Below are 16,987 nucleotides of genomic sequence, written 5' to 3' on the forward strand. Positions count from 1 at the left end.
GAAAGCTATAAACACAATACAATAATATGTCAGATATTGCAGAGATCAAAGTTGATGGTAAGACAATAGAATTGCCAGTAATAACAGGAACAGAAGACGAAAAGGCCATTGATATTTCGAAGTTGAGAGATCAAACCGGCTTTGTCACTTTAGATACTGGTTTTAAAAATACTGGTTCGACAAAAAGTAAAATCACGTTTTTAGACGGCGAAAAAGGTATCCTGAAATACAGGGGATATTCAATCGAGGAACTTGCAGAGAAATCAAGTTTCCTGGAGGTAATTTATCTGATTATCTATGGCGATCTTCCTACGCAGCAGCAGGTGGATGATCTACAGCTTGAAATCAACAAACACACTTTGATCCACGAGGATATGAAGAAGTTTTTTGATGGTTATCCTTCCAAGTCTCACCCAATGGGTCAGCTAGGCTCCTTAATTTTCTCTTTATCTACATTTTACCCTGAGTGTTTAAAGCCTAACCAAACTGCCGAAGAGCAAAACTTAACCATTATCAAGTTGCTGGCTAAATTACCGACTATCGTATCCTTTATCTATAAAAAGTCGTTGGGTAACCCGCTTATTTATCCTAAAAACAAATACGATTATGTAACTAATTTTCTTTGGATGACTTTCGGACAGCGTACTGAAGATTATGAAGTGAATCCAATTGTGGTGAATGCCATGAACAAGTTGTTGATTCTGCATGCAGATCACGAGCAAAACTGTTCGGCATCAACCGTACGTATTGTTGGATCGTCGGATTGTAATTTGTACGCATCAGTAGCAGCAGGTATAGCCGCATTATGGGGTCCGCTTCATGGTGGCGCCAATCAGGCTGTAATCGACATGCTTGAACTGATTAAAGCTGATGGTGGTGATACAGAGAAATGGATTGCAAAAGCAAAAGATAAAAACGATCCTTTCCGCATGATGGGTTTTGGTCACCGTGTATACAAGAACTTCGATCCACGTGCCAAAATTATTAAAAAGGCATGTGATGATATCCTGGAGAACCTGGGTATCAATGATCCGGTATTGGAGATTGCCAAAAAACTGGAAGAAGCAGCATTAACTGACCAGTACTTCATCGACAGAAAATTATATCCAAACGTAGATTTCTATTCAGGAATCATTTACCGGGCATTGGGTTTCCCTTCAGAAATGTTTACCGTATTGTTTGCACTTGGCCGTTTACCGGGATGGATTGCACAATGGAAAGAAATGCACGAAAACAAAGAACCAATTGGTCGCCCGCGTCAGATCTACGTTGGTGAAACCGACCGCCCTTTTGTAAATATCAAAGACAGAAAGTAAGCTAAATACAGCTAAAATATTAAGCCACAGGTTCATGGAGCCTGTGGCTTTTTGCGTTTTTTACCAGATCTTTTCCACAATCCCAGACCAATTGCAGGGTACCCCCCAAATACTGCATTGGCGGGGGCTCTACAGGGGATTGACAGGGGGGTGGTAGGGGGTTAGTAGGGGCATTTCCGTACCAACCCCCCTTCAAGTCCGGGTTAAGTCCCTATAAATCAACTTGCAAATATTATTCCTAATCGCTATGATTGTATAAAAAAACAGATTATGGGAATTTTAGACAACGGCTTCAATGGAGGCTTTAGAGGAAAACTCGGAAAAGTAGTAAGCTATCCTTTATTTGGGCAGCAGGTTATTCGTACAGTAGGAGAAAGGCATACCCCTTTTTCAGAGAAGGAACTCGCAAATCAGCGTAAGTTTGCATATGTTCAGCAATGGTTCGAACCCTTAACAGAATTTCTCCGCGTGGGGTTTCACGGCTATGCACAAACCTATCAGGGATTTTTAGCAGCAAAATCCTACAATTCAAAAAATGCACTGATCACAGATGATGCAGGATTTTATATGGATCCGGCTCTTGTATTGCTAAGTTATGGGCAGCAATCCATGGCCGCGGAGGTTGAAGTAAGCAGCAATGAAAAAGGTTTAGTTACTTTCAACTGGAGTAAAGAGGGATCCTATAGGTACGATGACCGGGTGATGCTGGTGATCTACAATCCGGAACAGCGTAAGGTAAAGTTTGAAACTGCCGGATGCAGACGTCAGGTCGGAACCGCAACGATAAATGCAGGGGAGCGTTTTTCGGGTATGAAAGTTCATGCGTACATCGCATTCGTATCAGAAGACCGCAAAAGCAGAAGCAATAGCAAATACCTGGGTGAAATCGAAATTCTGTGATGCAAAAAAGCAGCAGAAATAAATTTTTGTTTTACACTGCCACATAATAGATCAGATTGAGCATGATCATTTCGGTGAAGCTAAAGGCCACATAGTACAGGATGAAAATCATTAACATTTTACCCACTACTTTCTGGCGTTGATAGAACACCTTCAGTGCTTTGAACATATACCAGCAAATCCATACGACCACGCCTATTTTAATAATACTGGATACGATGGAATCTGCTCCGAAAATGTATTTGATAATGGGCTGGGTGAATATGGAGATGATAAAATAAGCAGTCATCCCGTGTATAGTAAAAATCAGGTGGTCCAGGTAATAAATGTGGTTACGGCGGAAATTCCACATGATGAAGAGGGCCAGTAAAGGCATGAGGAGGAAGTACTGCTTAGGCCTGTTATGCTCCAGGGTTTCTTCAATTACTTCTGATTTTTCGCCAAGGGTAATCGAGCGCTTTTTGATCATGCGCTCAAACCAGTTGTCTTTTTCCATGAGGGGCAAATGCTTCTGCCTGTTGAGGTAAGCTTCGTAGGTAGAATCATTACGTTCATCGTGAATTTCACTGAACTTTGTAATGATCCGGGACAGTGAATCAGAACGGTTGGCTTTATTTTGTTTTTTCAGATCAGCAAGTACAGTGGTTTGCTGATGGAAAGTCATGCTTTTGAAAGTACTTTTATCGATATCTTCTTTAATGCCTTGTTTTACATCGTTAGCAATGCCTGGGGCATGCTTGAGAATGCCCGCGGCACCCAGGCGTTTATCAACAGAATCGAGCGCTGCTCTCTGCTTGTTTTGTGTCTCCACGCTCACATGCTCTTTTTCTTTGGATGTATGTTTGGGGGAGTACGCCACCAAAAAATAAACGATGGAAACAAAGATGTACATGCTCACCGGATTGATGTAGCGGGCACGTTTACCGGCAAGGTAATCGAGCGTTACCTGACCAGGCTGAGTGAGCAGGGGGGTTAAAGTTTGAAAGAACTTATTGTCGAAATGAAAATAGTGGGCAATGCTGTGGCTGATAAAGCCCCAGAAGCTTTCCTTAAGTTCTAAATTAGGCTGACCACAGTCGCTGCAATAATGTTTTTCTACATGCGATCCACAGTTCAGGCAATTGTGTTCTTTTCTATATTTTCCGGCAGACATGAGCGTATTTCGAGATAAAAAATTTTAATGGGTAATGGCATCTATGGCTTTCTCTTCGGCGATGGTGTGCTTGTGTTTAAACATCAACGCAAAAAGAATGGTAATCAACAAAGCATAAATGGTGAACGACAGCCAGATATGGTGCCAGTCTTTCATGTGAATGGCTTTATCAAAGGAGCCATCTGCTAGGATGCTGACGCCCTGACTTTTTACAAAATCAATAAGGTGGCTATTGGTACTTTCGGCACCTACAAATTCTGATGTGGCCTGTAGGTTTGAAAATGAACGGGTGAAATATTTATCGATCATCCATCCTGAAACCAGACTACCGAAAACGGCACCGAATCCGTTGGTCATCATCATAAACATGCCCTGGGCTGAAGACCTGGTTTTAGGGGTAGTGGAAGTTTCTACGAAAAGTGAGCCTGAGATGTTAAAGAAATCGAAGGCCATACCGTAAACTACGCAAGAAAGGATAATCATCCATAAATTTCCGGCAGGGTTGCCATAAGCAAACAAGCCAAAGCGGAACACCCAGGCAAGCATGGCAATAATCATTACCTTTTTAATTCCAAAACGCTTTAAAAAGAATGGAATCGCCAGAATGAAGAGGGTTTCTGAAACCTGAGATATCGACATGATGATGGTAGAATAGCGCACCACAAAAGAATCTACATATCTTGGAAAGTGTTTAAACTCATCCAGGAAAACATCGCCGTAGGCATTGGTAAGTTGTAATGCACCACCCAGAAACATGGAAAAGATAAAGAACAAAGCCATTTTGTAGTTTGCAAAAAGCTTGAAGGCCTCCAGACCTAAAGTTTGCATTAGCGAGGCTTTCTCCGATATCAGTTTACTTGGTTTGCATTTAGGGAGACTAAAACTATAAATACCCAATAATAATGCGCCCGTACCTGCAATGTAGAACTGATTTGCACTTGCTTTACTGCCACTGAGGTTGGTAATCCACATGGCTGCAATGAAACCCACCGTTCCCCATACGCGGATGGGCGGAAAGTCTTTCACCACATCAAGGTTACCCGATTTCAATGTGGTGTATGATATTGAATTACTTAATGATATGGTAGGCATATAAAAGCACATGGCTATCAGGATGGTCCAGAAAAAAGCATTCGGACTTTCCACCTGCGGAAGATAAAAGAGTACGGCTGCGTATAAAATATGAAGGATACCATACAATACTTCTGCATTTACCCATTTATCTGCTATGATTCCTGTTAAGGTAGGCATGAACAAGGATGCAAATCCCATGGTCGCGAATATGGCACCAAACTGTGTACCATCCCATTGTTTTGTTCCGAACCAATAATTTGCAATTGTAATTAACCAGGCGCCCCATACAAAAAACTGCATAAAGCTCATCAGCGTTAAGCGAAACTTAACATTCATCATATCGTGTTGTTTGATTTTTGAAAGTAAAGGTTGAATATAGAACTATTTTAAAAGATATTTAAAAAAAGGCCCAAATTATTTTAAACAATTTGGGCCTGTTCTATTATGGCTGTATTTTATCTGTTGTTTTCATGAAAAAAGATGAAAATTCACCCGGTTTTATGATTTTCCCCGTTTATTCAGTTCATCTCTCAGCCTTGCAGCTTTTTCATAAGCTTCATCGGCAATAGCTTCCTGTAATTTTTGCTGCAACTCTTCAGTGGTTAAATCCCCAAATCCCTGTTGCGGGGTGGCTGTCATGCTTTCTGCTTCAGGTTCTTTGGCAATAGAGTCCATATTTTCCAGAAAAAGAAAATCATTACCTTCAATTACAATCCCTGCCGAAGCCAGAATAAACTCATAGGTATAAATCATGGCATCGAAGCGCACGGCGAGAGCAATCGCATCAGATGTGCGGGCATCAATCTCATGCGTATTTTTCCCGTCGCTACAAATCAGTTTGGCATAAAAAACGCCGTCTACCAGATTATAAATAATGATTTCCTGAATATTGATATGAAAAGTATCGGCCATCGATTTGAACAAATCATGAGTTAAGGGCCTGCTTGGGGTCATTTTCTCAATTTCGATGGCAATGGCCTGCGCCTCAAAGGCACCTATAATAATGGGGAGGCGCCTACGTCCGTTTACTTCACCTAAAACCAGGGCATAAGCGCCGGATTGTGTCTGACTGTAAGATAAACCTACAATATCTAACTTAACTTTTTTCATATATAAACGAAGACCTTACAGGTTTGGAAAACCCATAAGGTCTTATCAGTCTTACCCTTTATGTGCTTTTAAAGCTTCAATTAATTTAGGAACAACTTCAAAAGCATCGCCCACGATGCCATAATCTGCAACCTTAAAGAAAGGTGCTTCAGGATCTTTATTGATAACAACAATCACTTTTGAGGAGCTTACACCTGCTAAATGCTGGATCGCTCCTGAAATTCCGATTGCAATATACAAATTAGGACTGATAGCAATCCCGGTTTGTCCAACGTGTTCTGAGTGAGGTCTCCAATCGGCATCAGAAACCGGCTTAGAACAAGCCGTTGCAGCACCCAATAAGGCTGCAAGCTCTTCAATCATTCCCCAGTTTTCCGGACCTTTCAATCCTCTCCCTGCCGAAACCACCAGTTCAGCATCAGGTAATGATACCTTATCCGAAGCACGAACGATATCTTTGATCACCGTACCTAAATCGGATTGTTTTACATCAGCAGCAAAATTTTCGATGGCGATGTCTGTGGCATTTTCTTTTACTCCAAATGCATTCGGATTCAATGCGATGACTTTATTGGCAGATGTCAATTCGGTAATGGCAAAAGCTTTTCCCGAATAGGCTGTTTTTTTAATGGCAAACTTTCCGTCAGTGCTTGGAAGCTCAACTGCCCCGTCTGCTAAACCTGCCTGGAGTTTTACCGCAATACGGGGCGCCAAACCTTTACCTGAGAAAGAGTTGGAAAGCACGATGATATCTGCGCCTTCTTTTTCAGCTGCAGCAGCAATTACGCTGGCATAAGCCTGGTTCACAAATGTTTTCAGCTGCTCAGCACTTACGTTCAACACTTTCGATGCACCGTATTTACCTAATTCTTTTAATTCGCTTTCGGCCACGTCGCCAATGGAGATGGCAGTTAAACCAGTTGACTGCTGATCGGCAATTGCTTTGGCATAGGAAACTGCTTCAAAAACAGATTTTTTAAACTTACCTTCAGCTTGCTCTACATATACTAATACTGACATATATTTATTTCTTGATCCTTAAAAAGGATGGTGTAAACGATTGGATAGTTAATATTTACCTTCAGGGAATCCGGATTAGATCACTTTAGCTTCGCTGTGTAATAGTCCGATTAAAGATTCAGCCTGATCTGCAGCGATTAATTTTACAGCACCACGTGGGGCAGGAGTTTCATATTTGGTTACTTTGGTCACGGCATCAATTGCAACCGCCTCTACAACAGTTAAAGGTTTTGTTCTGGCACTCATAATACCACGCATGTTCGGGATTTTAGGTTCAGCAACGCCTTCAGCGCAGCTGGCTACAAACTTCCCAGTAACCGTTAACACTTCTTTTCCGCCTTCAATTTCTCTTTCGATGGTTGCTGTGCTTCCGTCATAATCGAGTTTCTTGATGATGGAAACAGAAGGGATGTCTAAAAATTCGCCAACCATAGCGGCAACCTGGTTTCCATTGAAGTCGATGGATTCGCGGCCGGTTAATATCACATTAAAATCTTTATCTGCAGCGTAAGAAGCAATTTGCTTTGCTACAAAATAGGCATCGCGTGGAGCAGCATTTACACGTACCGCATCATCGGCACCAATGGCTAATGCCTTTCTGATGGTTGGATCGTTAGCAGCCTCACCCACATTAATTACGGTTACGGTGCCTTTACCACCTTCGGTTAGTTCAATAGCCCTTGATAATGCAATTTCATCATAAGGATTAACAATATACTGAACTCCGGCAGTATTGAATTCGGTATTATCGTTGGTAAAAGTTATTTTTGTCGTCGTGTCGGGCACGTTACTGATACAAACTAATATTTTCATATGTTAAATTGATTTTTAAGTGATATGAATCTGAACAAGCAATAAAGATGCCTATAAATGTTTCATATTTGTTTTGAATTATATATAAGGTCTGTTGCAAATTTAATTAAAAAAGCAAGGAAATAAAATGTCATCTACACGTTTAGCCAAGTTATTGGAGTTTTTAGAAAGTGATCCTAACGATCCGTTTATATTATATGCCTTAGCCACAGAGTATAACGCTCAGGATGATAAGGAAAAAGCCTATTCTTTTTACCTTAAGTTAACTGATGAGCACCCGGATTATGTAGGCACGTACTATCACCTTGGCAAGTTGCTGGAAAAAGACAATCAGAAAGAGAAGGCGATTGAGGTTTACCAGAAAGGGATGGTGGTAGCCCGGAACAAGCGGGATATGCATGCATTCTCGGAGTTACAAGGCGCTTACAATACCGCAGCAGGCCTGGATTACGAAGATGATTAATCCGGCAAAACCTATAGCCGCCAAGAGGCAGTGGCTTTTCATCAGAAACGTACTCTTTTTCACGTTTACTTCCTTTGGTGGTGCGCAGGCCCATTTAGCCTTGCTTTTAAAGTATTTTGTGCAGGGCACGAAGTTCATTTCAGAAGAAGAGTTATTGGAATTAAATGCACTGGCTCAGGTACTTCCGGGTCCGGCCTCTACACAAACTTTAGTTGGTATTGCCTGGAAAGTAGGTAAGCTTAAACTGGCAATTATTACCTTTCTGATCTGGATTTTGCCTACGGCAGCGGTCATGACTTTTGCCGCCATCAGTTATGCCTTATTGGATCAGAAGCAGAAGTTCAATGACATATTAGAGTACATTCAGCCCATTGCGCTGGGAATTGTGGCCTATGGTGCCTGGCAACTGGGCAAAAAAGTACTCACTTCGCAGGTATCTGTATTTCTGGCTGTCGGTGCGGTGGTAGCCACATTTGTACTACGCAACGCTTATGTTTTTCCATTGGCCATTCTGGTGGGGGGAATTATTTCTTCGGCTATTGAAACACCAAAAGAAGAAACCGAGCTTCGGGTAAAGTTATTCTCGAACATCAATCCCAGAAAAATGATTTACTTTTTAGGTGCGCTGCTGCTGTTTGCGATGGTTGGTGCGGTAATTAACAGAACATCACCTTTCAGTTTGCCTATACGTTTACTGGAAAACTTTTACCGTAACGGTATCCTGGTGTTTGGTGGCGGGCAGGTATTGGTGCCACTGATGTTTACCGAGTTTGTAGAGATGAAGCACTACCTGAGCTCTTCCGGTTTTTTATCGGGGTTTGCCTTACAGCAAGCACTGCCGGGCCCTACGTTTTCTTTCACCAGTTATCTGGGTGCCCTGAGCATGAGAAACTTTGGCTATGGCATGACCGGACAAATACTGGGCGGTTTAATTGGGGTGATCGGGATTAACCTGCCGGGATTAATCCTGGTGCTGTTTATTGTTCCGTTCTGGGATGATTTAAAAAAGATATCCAGAATCCGTCATAGTTTATCGGGTATCAATGCCGTAAGTGTAGGCTTTATCATTGCGGCTTTTATCCTGTTATTAATCCCCATGAGTCTTAACTGGCTTTTTATGGGCATTATGGTGGCTACTTTTCTGCTGTTGAATTTCACTAAAATCAGTCCGCCGGTTATTGTGCTGATCGGTATTTTGATCGGGTATTTGTTTTAAGCTTTTCGAAGCATAACCAAATCCATTAGCCCAGGCTGTTGGTGAACCTCATCTTAATCCCGCTTTGGAAATTCTGAATGGTTTTAAAAATTTCGATCAGGGTAACCTTATCAATTTTAGTGAGGCTGTTGATTTCGATGAAATTATTGGGGGCAGCGTGGTCAGCAATGATTTGTCGCGATTGATTTTTCAACCGCAAGCCCATCAGGTAGTAGTAAGACTGCATCAGCTCGTTGAATTGTGTATCATTAAATACGCCCATGTCTTTCAATGCCCTCAGGCGTTCGCCGGTATTTTCTTTCTGAAAGATCCGGTTTTGCAGCGCATACACGCGCACCAGATCCACAATCGGCGTCATGGCTGTTTTGATATCAAAAACCTCTTTACTTGCTATTTTCTGGGTTCTGATGTTTCTAAAATAGGTGAGGGGTGGCTCATACAGCAAAGCATTTTTGGCCAGGTATACATAGAATTTCTCTATCGGTTTTTTAAGCTCATCATCAACGAACAGCCGCAGCTCCTGCATAATACTATCGTCGCCATAAATGGCCCGGCAATCAAAGAAAGCGGCAAACTTAACTGCAGCTTCGGGTAAGGCCTCTTCAATCCAGTTTTTGTAATTGTATTTCCAGTGCGACAGGGAGTGGGTCCAGTTGGGGTTGGTGGCCATATAATCTCCATCGCAGTATACGAAACCAACGTAGTTTAACTTATCAGAAACCTGCGTGGCAAAATCGAGAAAATAGGTCCGTACCATTGCCCTGTTCTCTTCAGGTGTGTCCTCATAAATAATGGCGTTATCCTGATCGGTTTTAAGCGTAAGTTCTTTTCGTCCTTCGCTACCCAATACCATAAAAACAAATTTAGCTGGTGGAGGACCGAGTTTAGCAATCACATCCTCAATGATTTTATTGGAAATGGCATCAGCAATGGTGGTTACCACCTCGTTTACAATTTCGGCATGTACGCCACGGGCGAGCAGCTGGGCGACGATGCCGGGCACTTTGCGCCATTTGGACCGTAAATCGGTGGTATTGGCTGCTGATTTCACCGACTGGATGAAGACCAGTGGCGATTGGGCCTGTTCACTTAATAACCTGTTTTTACTGAGAAAACCTACATATTCATGTCCGTTTTTAACGAGCAGGTAGCGCGATTTGGTATTAAACATGAGCAGGAGTGCTTCATACACATATACATCACTTGCTATGCTCACAATATTTTCGTCCATTACGTTACTGATGGGCGATTGCGAATCCAGTTGGGTGGCAATTACCCGATCGCGAAGCGTAATATCGGTCACGAAGCCTAAATATTCGTGATTGTGATTTCTGATGAAAAGACAGCTGGTTTTATTGGCAGCCATTTGCTGTGCCGCCTGATATATTGGAGTTTCAGGCAGGCAACTGATGATCTTTTTATAGGCAAGATCATTAATTCTGGTATTATAAAGCTGATCAGCAAGCAAATAATTACTGGATACGTCAGTTTGATCGTTCACGGCTGCTACCAGTGAGGCGGCGACGTCTTCCTGTGATTTGCTGAATTTTTCATCCATAGATTAAAATGAAAATAACCGGCTGATAAAACTTTTAGCAGTTTCCGGATTTGCGCCTTTATGGTTAATGGTAAAATTATTATTTTGTTTAGTAATGCTTTCTGCTGTTACATTACCCATTCTTTTAAGCTCGAAAAAAATACGCGAGGTATTTAATGCATCGGCAAGGGCCTGATGAAAAGCTTCAGGCTCTTCATTAAATAAGGCCTCGTAAAACTCATTAAGCTTTAAAAGCTCTTTTGAGGGGTTTGTTACAAAGGGTGCACTCGCTTTCATGGTACAAAATAACGGTAAATGATTCAATTCAGTTGGTTTTCCGATGCGCTGGTGCTCGGCGTTGACCATATGGTAATCGAACTCCATAAAATGGCCGACAACCAGTGGCTGATACCTGATCAGGTCCTGATTTAAAGCTTCAAGGGCCACCTCACGCGAACCACCATTGATCATCAGAAATGCTTCTGTAATATGGTGTATTTTCTGTGATGATTTTTCAATTTTAAAATCGCTACACTTGATAAAATAATTAGCGCGCTTAACCTCCCGGTATTCCTGATCAAAAATCACCCAGGCTAACTGTATAATATAGGGCCAGTTCTTTTCCTTATCGTAGGGAGCCGACCAGTTTTTTGGCAAACCGGAAGTTTCAGTATCGATAAATAAGAAAAAATCTTGCACTATATTTGGATTAGCTGTTGAGATCAGATTAACATTGATCACCTGGTTCCAAAGATAGCGATTTTGCTGAGAATTGGAAGTCGCCGAGATAGCCATTGGCCACCTCGTGGAATTGCTGCACCTGCGCTTGTTCCCAGGCCTGGTCGAACTGAAAAACGGCAGCCATAAGTGTACCGACGGTGGGAGCCATCTCTTTTGCAGCTTTCGCATCTACAAATAGTACTCTTAGCCTGCGCGCTAGTATGTCCTCCACCGTTTCAGCCATTTCATGTTGTGCAATCCAGACTACCTCTGCCTGTACGTGGGGGAAACCGGGATGAAGTTTTTGGTTAAGTGCAGGATTCTTGAGGATCAGTTCCGCAATCTTAAGCCGGTCGGTCCCATAGATATTCAGGTAGTGAGAGTCAGTCGCTTCTGTTGACCCATGAATGGTGAGGTTGTGGGTGACACATGCCCTGGGTTGCAGCTGTGCGCGGCTGACGGCGAGTTCTACCGTTTCCTCTGCCATTTTTCTATAGGTAGTCCATTTACCTCCAGTGATGGTGATCAGGTTTTGGGGCGATACAACCAGCTTATGGTCTCTGCTGATTTCCTTTGTGCTTTTCTTTGCGGAGTTGGTAGTTGCCGCTAATGGCCGGAGTCCGGAAAATACGCTGAGTATATCTTCAGCCAATGGCTTTTGTGTAAGGTATAATCCTGCGGTTTTTAAAATAAAATCAATTTCCTCCTGAAGTGCCCGGGGCTCCAGAAGATGTTCCTTTAAAGGGGTATCGGTAGTGCCCACCAATACACGATCGTGCCAGGGAACAGCAAATAAAACCCTGCCATCAGAGGTTTTGGGAATCATGAGCGCTGCCTCAGTGTTGAGGAAGTGCTTGTGCAGTACAATATGTACCCCCTGACTGGGGCGAACCATTGGCCGCGCCTGCGCATTACTCATTTTGATGATATCATCCACAAACACACCCGTGGCATTGATCACCACCCTGGCGCTGAATGTTGATTTATTACCAGTAATCACATCCTCCGTTACCACACCATTGATGTTTCCGCTACTAGCTGTGGTTAATCCGGTAACTTTGGTATATGTAAGCAATGTCGCACCGTATCGCACGGCCGTTTGCGCCAGATTAACGGCCAGGCGGGCATCGTCAAATTTCCCGTCATAGTAACTGATACATCCCTTTAAGCCCTTTTCTTTTATACCAGGCATTTTGGCTATACTCTTTTCTCGGGAAAAGTATTTCGACTTTCCAAAACTGTATTTCCCTGCGAGCCAGTCGTATAATGTGAGTCCGGCAAGGTATTTAATTACTGAAAACCAGCTGTAACAAGGGATCAGAAACTCTTCTTTACTGACGAGGTGCCGGGCATTGTGCCACAGAAGGCCGCGTTCTTTTAAGGCATGTTTTACGAGATCGACATCACCCTGTGCCAGGTAGCGCACCCCTCCATGAACCAGTTTGGTACTTCTGCTGGAAGTGCCTTTGGCAAAATCAGATTGCTCGACCAGAAGGGTATTAAATCCTCTGGAGGCCGCATCTAAAGCAGTTCCTAATCCGGTTGCACCACCGCCAATGATGATGATATCGAAAACTGTACCGGGTGGAATATGTGATTGATGGAACCTCTTCATTAACAAAATGCAACAAAACGAAACAATGGGTAATTATATAAAATAAAAATCACAAGCATACCAGGCAAAGGATTAAAAAATCATTAAATAATGATGTAAAATATTTGTGAGAATGTTTTTATTGCTATTTTGCACCAAGTTAATTATATATATCTATGATGAATTTGGCTGAAAGGCACCAGTTTATTTTGAGTCGTTTACAACGTGACCAGTACATTAATGTTGTTGATTTGTGTAAGGAGTTGAAAGTTTCGTCGGTTACAATAAGAAAGGATTTAAAACTTCTGGAGGATAAGAGCTTACTTTTTAGAACACACGGGGGCGCCACCGTTAACAATCCTTACACTGTTGACCGCCCGGTAAATGAGAAAGAGAAGATACAATCATCTGAAAAAAACAAGATAGGAGCGGCGGCGGCGGCGCTGTTAAACGATAATGATTCCATTGCCATTGCATCAGGAACAACAGTCCTTTATTTTGCAAAAAACATTACACCAACAGCAAATTTAACTGTTGTTACTTCGGCATTGAACGTAGCGCTTGAACTGCAAAGGGAACCAAATGTTGAAGTGATTCAACTGGGCGGGATTTTACGTAAAAGTTCATCGTCAGTTTTAGGTCCTTATGCAGACATGATCCTGCAGGATTTTTATTTTAACAAACTGTTTTTAGGTGTGGATGGAATAGACCTGGATTTTGGTTTAACCACTACCAATGCCATGGAGGCCCATTTGAACAGGAAGATGATCAGTGTGTCGCAGAAGACGATTGTACTGGCTGATTCTACCAAATTCGGTAAAAGGGGATTTGGAAAAATCTGCGGACTGGAAGAAATAGATCATATTATCACAGATAAAGGAATTTCTGAACAAATTGTAAAACATTTAGAGGGTTTAGGTGTTACTGTTACTATCGTATAGAAACCAACCCTATTCGAATTAACCCAAACGTATAATTGAGAAATGGAAAAAAAGAGAATACACATCCTTGAAGATGATCAGGAAATTAGAAATGTAATTCAGATTTTATTAGAGGAAGAAGGCTTTGAACTTCAGCTTTCATCATCATTTGCAGAATTGAAACAAAACATTCAGGATGCCATGCCTGATCTTTTCTTATTGGATGTGATGTTACCAGATGGTAACGGCGCAGAGATTTGCGAGGATTTAAAAACAGATATATTTACTAAACACATTCCGATTATTGTGATGTCGGCACAGAATAACAGTGAGCAGAAGGCAATAGATGCGTTCGCTGACGATTATATCAGTAAACCATTCGACATTTACGATGTATTGGACCGCATCAATGCACAGATTAAAAAGAGTGAATCGAAAAGCGCTACGAAAGCATAATCAGATTTAACTTCATTTATATTGAAAAAGGGTTGGCCATTGAAATGGCTAACCCTTTTTCTTTTTCTCAGGATTTTTCCCTATCTATTCGATAAAAGTCCACTTGCATCGATGACCGCTTGCACCATTTTGTAACATTTTTAGGTGATTTAGGCAGGACAGGCCTTTAACCAATTCTTTTTCAGCGGCTTTAAGTTGATTTGACATTTAGTCCTTCTTATTTGGATCAAGTCTAAATAACCCCTATATTTGCGACATAAAAAAAATGCCACACGGTTTCGGACCCGTGTGGCTAACCGGAAACCGGCTCACCTTTAATCTCTGTTAAAAGTCATGCAAATTAAGAAAATTTTGCTAACGGGTATACTATGTGCCTACGTAATTTTCAGCTACGCCCAAAATTTAACCGCCACCGTTTCAGGAGTTGTTAAAGGGGACAATGGCGACCCCATTCCAGGGGCGACTATTAAGATTCAAAAATCAAACTATGGCACGATCTCGGATGCCAATGGCGTTTTCCGGATCACGAACATTGCACCCGGTGCTTACAGCATTCACATCAGCGCAATAGGCTTCAAAACACAAAAGAAAGACATCAGACTGAATGCGGGACAGGACTTCAAACTGAACGTGACTATTGCTGAAGATGCTGCTCAAATGGAAACGGTAAACGTACTGGGCCGCACCAAAGCGCAGGAGGTAAACCGCCAGGCATTTAATGTTACAGCTATCGATGCGACAAAACTTTACAACACCACGCTGGATATTTCGGGTGCGCTGGATAAGGTTGCCGGTGTACGTGTACGCGAAACCGGTGGAGTAGGATCGAGCTTCAATGTTTCGTTGAATGGCTTCTCCGGAAATCATATCCGCTATTTTATTGACGGGATCCCGATGGATAATTTCGGATCTTCTTTCCAGATCAATAATATTCCAATTAATGTGGCAGAAAGGGTAGAGGTATACAAGGGCGTAGTGCCGATGTGGCTGGGCTCAGATGCGTTGGGCGGTGCGGTAAACATTGTAACCGGGAACAGTAAAAGGAATTATATCGATGCATCGTATTCGTATGGAAGCTTCAACACCCACCGTTCGGTGGTTAATGCTGCTGCAACTACAAAATCGGGGGTTACTTTTCAACTGAGTGCGTTCCAGAATTATTCGGATAATGATTATAAGACAGATTTACCGCAGCGCTTGCTTGCAAACGTTCAGGGAACTACGGCAACTTCTTTAAGGAGGTTCAATGATACCTACCATAACGAAACGCTGATTGCAAATGTAGGCCTGGTAGGTAAAAAGTTTGCTGATAATCTTCTGCTGGGCATTACGCTGGGACAAAATTACAAGGAGATACAAACAGGGGCAAGGCCTGATGCTGTTTTCGGACAGCTGCACAGGCGCGGAACGATAATTATGCCATCATTAAAATACAAAAAATCCAATTTGGTTAAGGGTTTAAATGTAACGCTAAATGCTAACTATAATCTGGGTTACGAAAAAACGATTGATACGGCCTATGCGAAATATGACTGGGATGGTATACGTGATCCAAAAGCTACCATGGGGGAGCGCGAGGGTGGTCAGCTTTCCAAGTTTACCAATAACAACGGCCTGGCTACGGCGATGGTTAGCTATCAGATTGCGCCTCATCATTCTGTTGCTATAAACAATGTATTCTCCACTTTTAACCGCAAAATGGACAATATTCTTTATCCAGATAACAACGCTTTAGATCCGGCTAAAAAAGTGAACAAAAATGTACTGGGTTTTGGTTATAGCTATGCTGTAGATAATAGATGGAGCAGCAGTGTTTTCGGGAAATATATCTATCAGAATAATGTGATTGGCAGCAGAGGCATCTCCTCTTCGACCGAGAAGTTGGGTTACGGACTTGCGTTAGCCTACTTCTTCAATCGGAATGTACAGCTCAGAACTTCTTACGAACTCACGAACAGAATGCCTGAGGCAACCGAAATTTTTGGTGACCTTGAAAATCAGGAAGCTAATCCTGCATTAAAGCCAGAGCGGAGCGACAACCTCAATTTGGGTTTAATTTATAGTTTCCAGATCAATGAGATTAACCGTTTTTCGTTAACAGCAAACGGTGTTTACCGCTATTCTGCCGATTTTATTTATAACAGGCTTAACAATAACCAGACTAAAACGGTTGCAGATAACAGGGAAGGCGTTCGTACCCTTGGAGCAGATGCAGAAATACGATACTCTTATAAAAACTGGTTATCTGCAGGAACAACCGTTACCTATCAGTATTTGCAGAACTTACAGCAATACGAGCCGGGTTACAATGGCGAAAGTCCAGTTTACCTTGACCAGATGCCAAATATCCCATATCTCTTTGGTAATACCGATGTGAGTACCACCTTTACCGATTTCGGCAAAAAAGGCAACAACTTAACGATAGGCTATAATTTACTATACGTCCATGCATTCTGGCTATACTGGCCAAGTCTGGGGAGCAAAGAGGCGAGCGCAGATAAAAAAGTGATTCCTATGCAAATGGCTCATGATCTAAATTTCGTGTACAGCATGAAAAACGGCCGCTACAACATATCATTTGAAGCAAGAAATATTACCAATAAACCGCTGTTCGACAATTTCAGCTTGCAAAAACCTGGTCGTGGTTTTTACCTCAACCTTCGGTACTTCATTAATAAATCTTAATCATTTAAAA

At 42.2% G+C, this 16,987-nt stretch carries 15 protein-coding genes; 7 read left to right on the forward strand and 8 right to left on the reverse strand.

Annotated features, from left to right (window positions below; translation table 11 throughout):
* Nucleotides 1–26 precede the first annotated feature (26 nt).
* Nucleotides 27–1,316: a citrate synthase gene (locus R2Q80_RS14690; protein ID WP_316800317.1), complete on the forward strand. Its 1,290-nt coding sequence runs from the start codon at nt 27–29 to the stop codon at nt 1,314–1,316.
* A 270-nt stretch (nt 1,317–1,586) separates the two neighbouring features.
* Nucleotides 1,587–2,216, forward strand: coding sequence for a DUF6266 family protein (locus R2Q80_RS14695; RefSeq protein WP_316800318.1), 630 nt, complete (start codon nt 1,587–1,589; stop codon nt 2,214–2,216).
* Nucleotides 2,217–2,247: 31 nt separating this feature from the next.
* Here R2Q80_RS14695 and R2Q80_RS14700 read toward each other — a convergent pair whose 3' ends face one another.
* From R2Q80_RS14700 to R2Q80_RS14720, 5 genes are all read right to left on the reverse strand, one after another.
* On the reverse strand, nt 2,248–3,369 hold the full coding sequence (locus R2Q80_RS14700) for a DUF3667 domain-containing protein (protein ID WP_316800319.1): 1,122 nt from the start codon (nt 3,367–3,369) through the stop codon (nt 2,248–2,250).
* Between the two features lie 24 nt (nt 3,370–3,393).
* Entirely contained in the window at nt 3,394–4,779 is a 1,386-nt protein-coding gene (locus R2Q80_RS14705) for a nucleoside permease (RefSeq protein ID WP_316800620.1), read from the reverse strand.
* Nucleotides 4,780–4,941: 162 nt separating this feature from the next.
* The gene (locus R2Q80_RS14710) at nt 4,942–5,553 is read right to left on the reverse strand and encodes a bifunctional nuclease family protein (protein WP_316800320.1); all 612 of its coding nucleotides are present in this window, start codon (nt 5,551–5,553) and stop codon (nt 4,942–4,944) included.
* Nucleotides 5,554–5,604: 51 nt separating this feature from the next.
* Complete coding sequence (locus tag R2Q80_RS14715; RefSeq protein ID WP_316800321.1) at nt 5,605–6,573, reverse strand: electron transfer flavoprotein subunit alpha/FixB family protein; 969 nt, start codon at nt 6,571–6,573, stop codon at nt 5,605–5,607.
* 75 nt (nt 6,574–6,648) lie between these two features.
* Nucleotides 6,649–7,386, reverse strand: a complete 738-nt coding sequence (locus tag R2Q80_RS14720; RefSeq protein ID WP_316800322.1) for an electron transfer flavoprotein subunit beta/FixA family protein — start codon at nt 7,384–7,386, stop codon at nt 6,649–6,651.
* Between the two features lie 127 nt (nt 7,387–7,513).
* On the opposite strand from R2Q80_RS14720, the gene R2Q80_RS14725 reads away from it, so the two are divergent.
* Nucleotides 7,514–7,849 carry a tetratricopeptide repeat protein gene (locus R2Q80_RS14725; protein WP_047800467.1) on the forward strand — a complete coding sequence of 112 codons (336 nt, stop codon included), beginning with the start codon at nt 7,514–7,516 and terminating at the stop codon, nt 7,847–7,849.
* Entirely contained in the window at nt 7,842–9,065 is a 1,224-nt protein-coding gene (gene chrA / locus R2Q80_RS14730) for a chromate efflux transporter (RefSeq protein WP_316800621.1), read from the forward strand. The genes R2Q80_RS14725 and chrA overlap by 8 nt, the downstream gene beginning before the upstream one ends.
* Before the next feature lie 25 nt (nt 9,066–9,090).
* On the opposite strand, the gene R2Q80_RS14735 is transcribed toward chrA, so the two are convergent.
* Genes R2Q80_RS14735 through R2Q80_RS14745 form a run of 3 tightly spaced genes read right to left on the reverse strand, consistent with a single transcriptional unit; the run spans nt 9,091 to nt 12,937 of the window.
* Nucleotides 9,091–10,623 carry a DUF294 nucleotidyltransferase-like domain-containing protein gene (locus R2Q80_RS14735; protein WP_316800323.1) on the reverse strand — a complete coding sequence of 511 codons (1,533 nt, stop codon included), beginning with the start codon at nt 10,621–10,623 and terminating at the stop codon, nt 9,091–9,093.
* A 3-nt stretch (nt 10,624–10,626) separates the two neighbouring features.
* Complete coding sequence (locus R2Q80_RS14740; RefSeq protein ID WP_316800324.1) at nt 10,627–11,301, reverse strand: 3'-5' exonuclease; 675 nt, start codon at nt 11,299–11,301, stop codon at nt 10,627–10,629.
* Between the two features lie 28 nt (nt 11,302–11,329).
* Complete coding sequence (locus R2Q80_RS14745; RefSeq protein WP_316800325.1) at nt 11,330–12,937, reverse strand: glycerol-3-phosphate dehydrogenase/oxidase; 1,608 nt, start codon at nt 12,935–12,937, stop codon at nt 11,330–11,332.
* Nucleotides 12,938–13,092: 155 nt separating this feature from the next.
* Here R2Q80_RS14745 and R2Q80_RS14750 point away from each other — a divergent pair, with 155 nt between their 5' ends.
* The 3 genes from R2Q80_RS14750 to R2Q80_RS14760 all read left to right on the forward strand — a co-directional run bounded on the left by R2Q80_RS14750 (nt 13,093) and on the right by R2Q80_RS14760 (nt 16,977).
* Nucleotides 13,093–13,857, forward strand: a complete 765-nt coding sequence (locus tag R2Q80_RS14750) for a DeoR/GlpR family DNA-binding transcription regulator (RefSeq protein WP_047800470.1) — start codon at nt 13,093–13,095, stop codon at nt 13,855–13,857.
* 42 nt (nt 13,858–13,899) lie between these two features.
* Entirely contained in the window at nt 13,900–14,292 is a 393-nt protein-coding gene (locus R2Q80_RS14755) for a response regulator transcription factor (RefSeq protein ID WP_047800471.1), read from the forward strand.
* A 333-nt stretch (nt 14,293–14,625) separates the two neighbouring features.
* Complete coding sequence (locus R2Q80_RS14760) at nt 14,626–16,977, forward strand: TonB-dependent receptor (RefSeq protein ID WP_316800326.1); 2,352 nt, start codon at nt 14,626–14,628, stop codon at nt 16,975–16,977.
* Nucleotides 16,978–16,987: the final 10 nt, after the last annotated feature.

This window comes from Pedobacter frigidisoli (assembly GCF_032678525.1).
GTDB classification, from domain to species: Bacteria; Bacteroidota; Bacteroidia; order Sphingobacteriales; family Sphingobacteriaceae; genus Pedobacter; species Pedobacter frigidisoli_A.

Bases quoted from the DNA above. Each gene is read 5' to 3' on its own strand.
- R2Q80_RS14745 (WP_316800325.1), bottom strand. From the start codon at position 12,937: ATGAAGAGGTTCCATCAATCACATATTCCACCCGGTACAGTTTTCGAT.
- R2Q80_RS14760 (WP_316800326.1), top strand. From the start codon at position 14,626: ATGCAAATTAAGAAAATTTTGCTAACGGGTATACTATGTGCCTACGTA.
- chrA (WP_316800621.1), top strand. From the start codon at position 7,842: ATGATTAATCCGGCAAAACCTATAGCCGCCAAGAGGCAGTGGCTTTTC.
- R2Q80_RS14690 (WP_316800317.1), top strand. From the start codon at position 27: ATGTCAGATATTGCAGAGATCAAAGTTGATGGTAAGACAATAGAATTG.
- R2Q80_RS14750 (WP_047800470.1), top strand. From the start codon at position 13,093: ATGATGAATTTGGCTGAAAGGCACCAGTTTATTTTGAGTCGTTTACAA.
- R2Q80_RS14700 (WP_316800319.1), bottom strand. From the start codon at position 3,369: ATGTCTGCCGGAAAATATAGAAAAGAACACAATTGCCTGAACTGTGGA.
- R2Q80_RS14695 (WP_316800318.1), top strand. From the start codon at position 1,587: ATGGGAATTTTAGACAACGGCTTCAATGGAGGCTTTAGAGGAAAACTC.
- R2Q80_RS14725 (WP_047800467.1), top strand. From the start codon at position 7,514: ATGTCATCTACACGTTTAGCCAAGTTATTGGAGTTTTTAGAAAGTGAT.
- R2Q80_RS14715 (WP_316800321.1), bottom strand. From the start codon at position 6,573: ATGTCAGTATTAGTATATGTAGAGCAAGCTGAAGGTAAGTTTAAAAAA.
- R2Q80_RS14755 (WP_047800471.1), top strand. From the start codon at position 13,900: ATGGAAAAAAAGAGAATACACATCCTTGAAGATGATCAGGAAATTAGA.
- R2Q80_RS14735 (WP_316800323.1), bottom strand. From the start codon at position 10,623: ATGGATGAAAAATTCAGCAAATCACAGGAAGACGTCGCCGCCTCACTG.
- R2Q80_RS14720 (WP_316800322.1), bottom strand. From the start codon at position 7,386: ATGAAAATATTAGTTTGTATCAGTAACGTGCCCGACACGACGACAAAA.
- R2Q80_RS14710 (WP_316800320.1), bottom strand. From the start codon at position 5,553: ATGAAAAAAGTTAAGTTAGATATTGTAGGTTTATCTTACAGTCAGACA.
- R2Q80_RS14705 (WP_316800620.1), bottom strand. From the start codon at position 4,779: ATGAATGTTAAGTTTCGCTTAACGCTGATGAGCTTTATGCAGTTTTTT.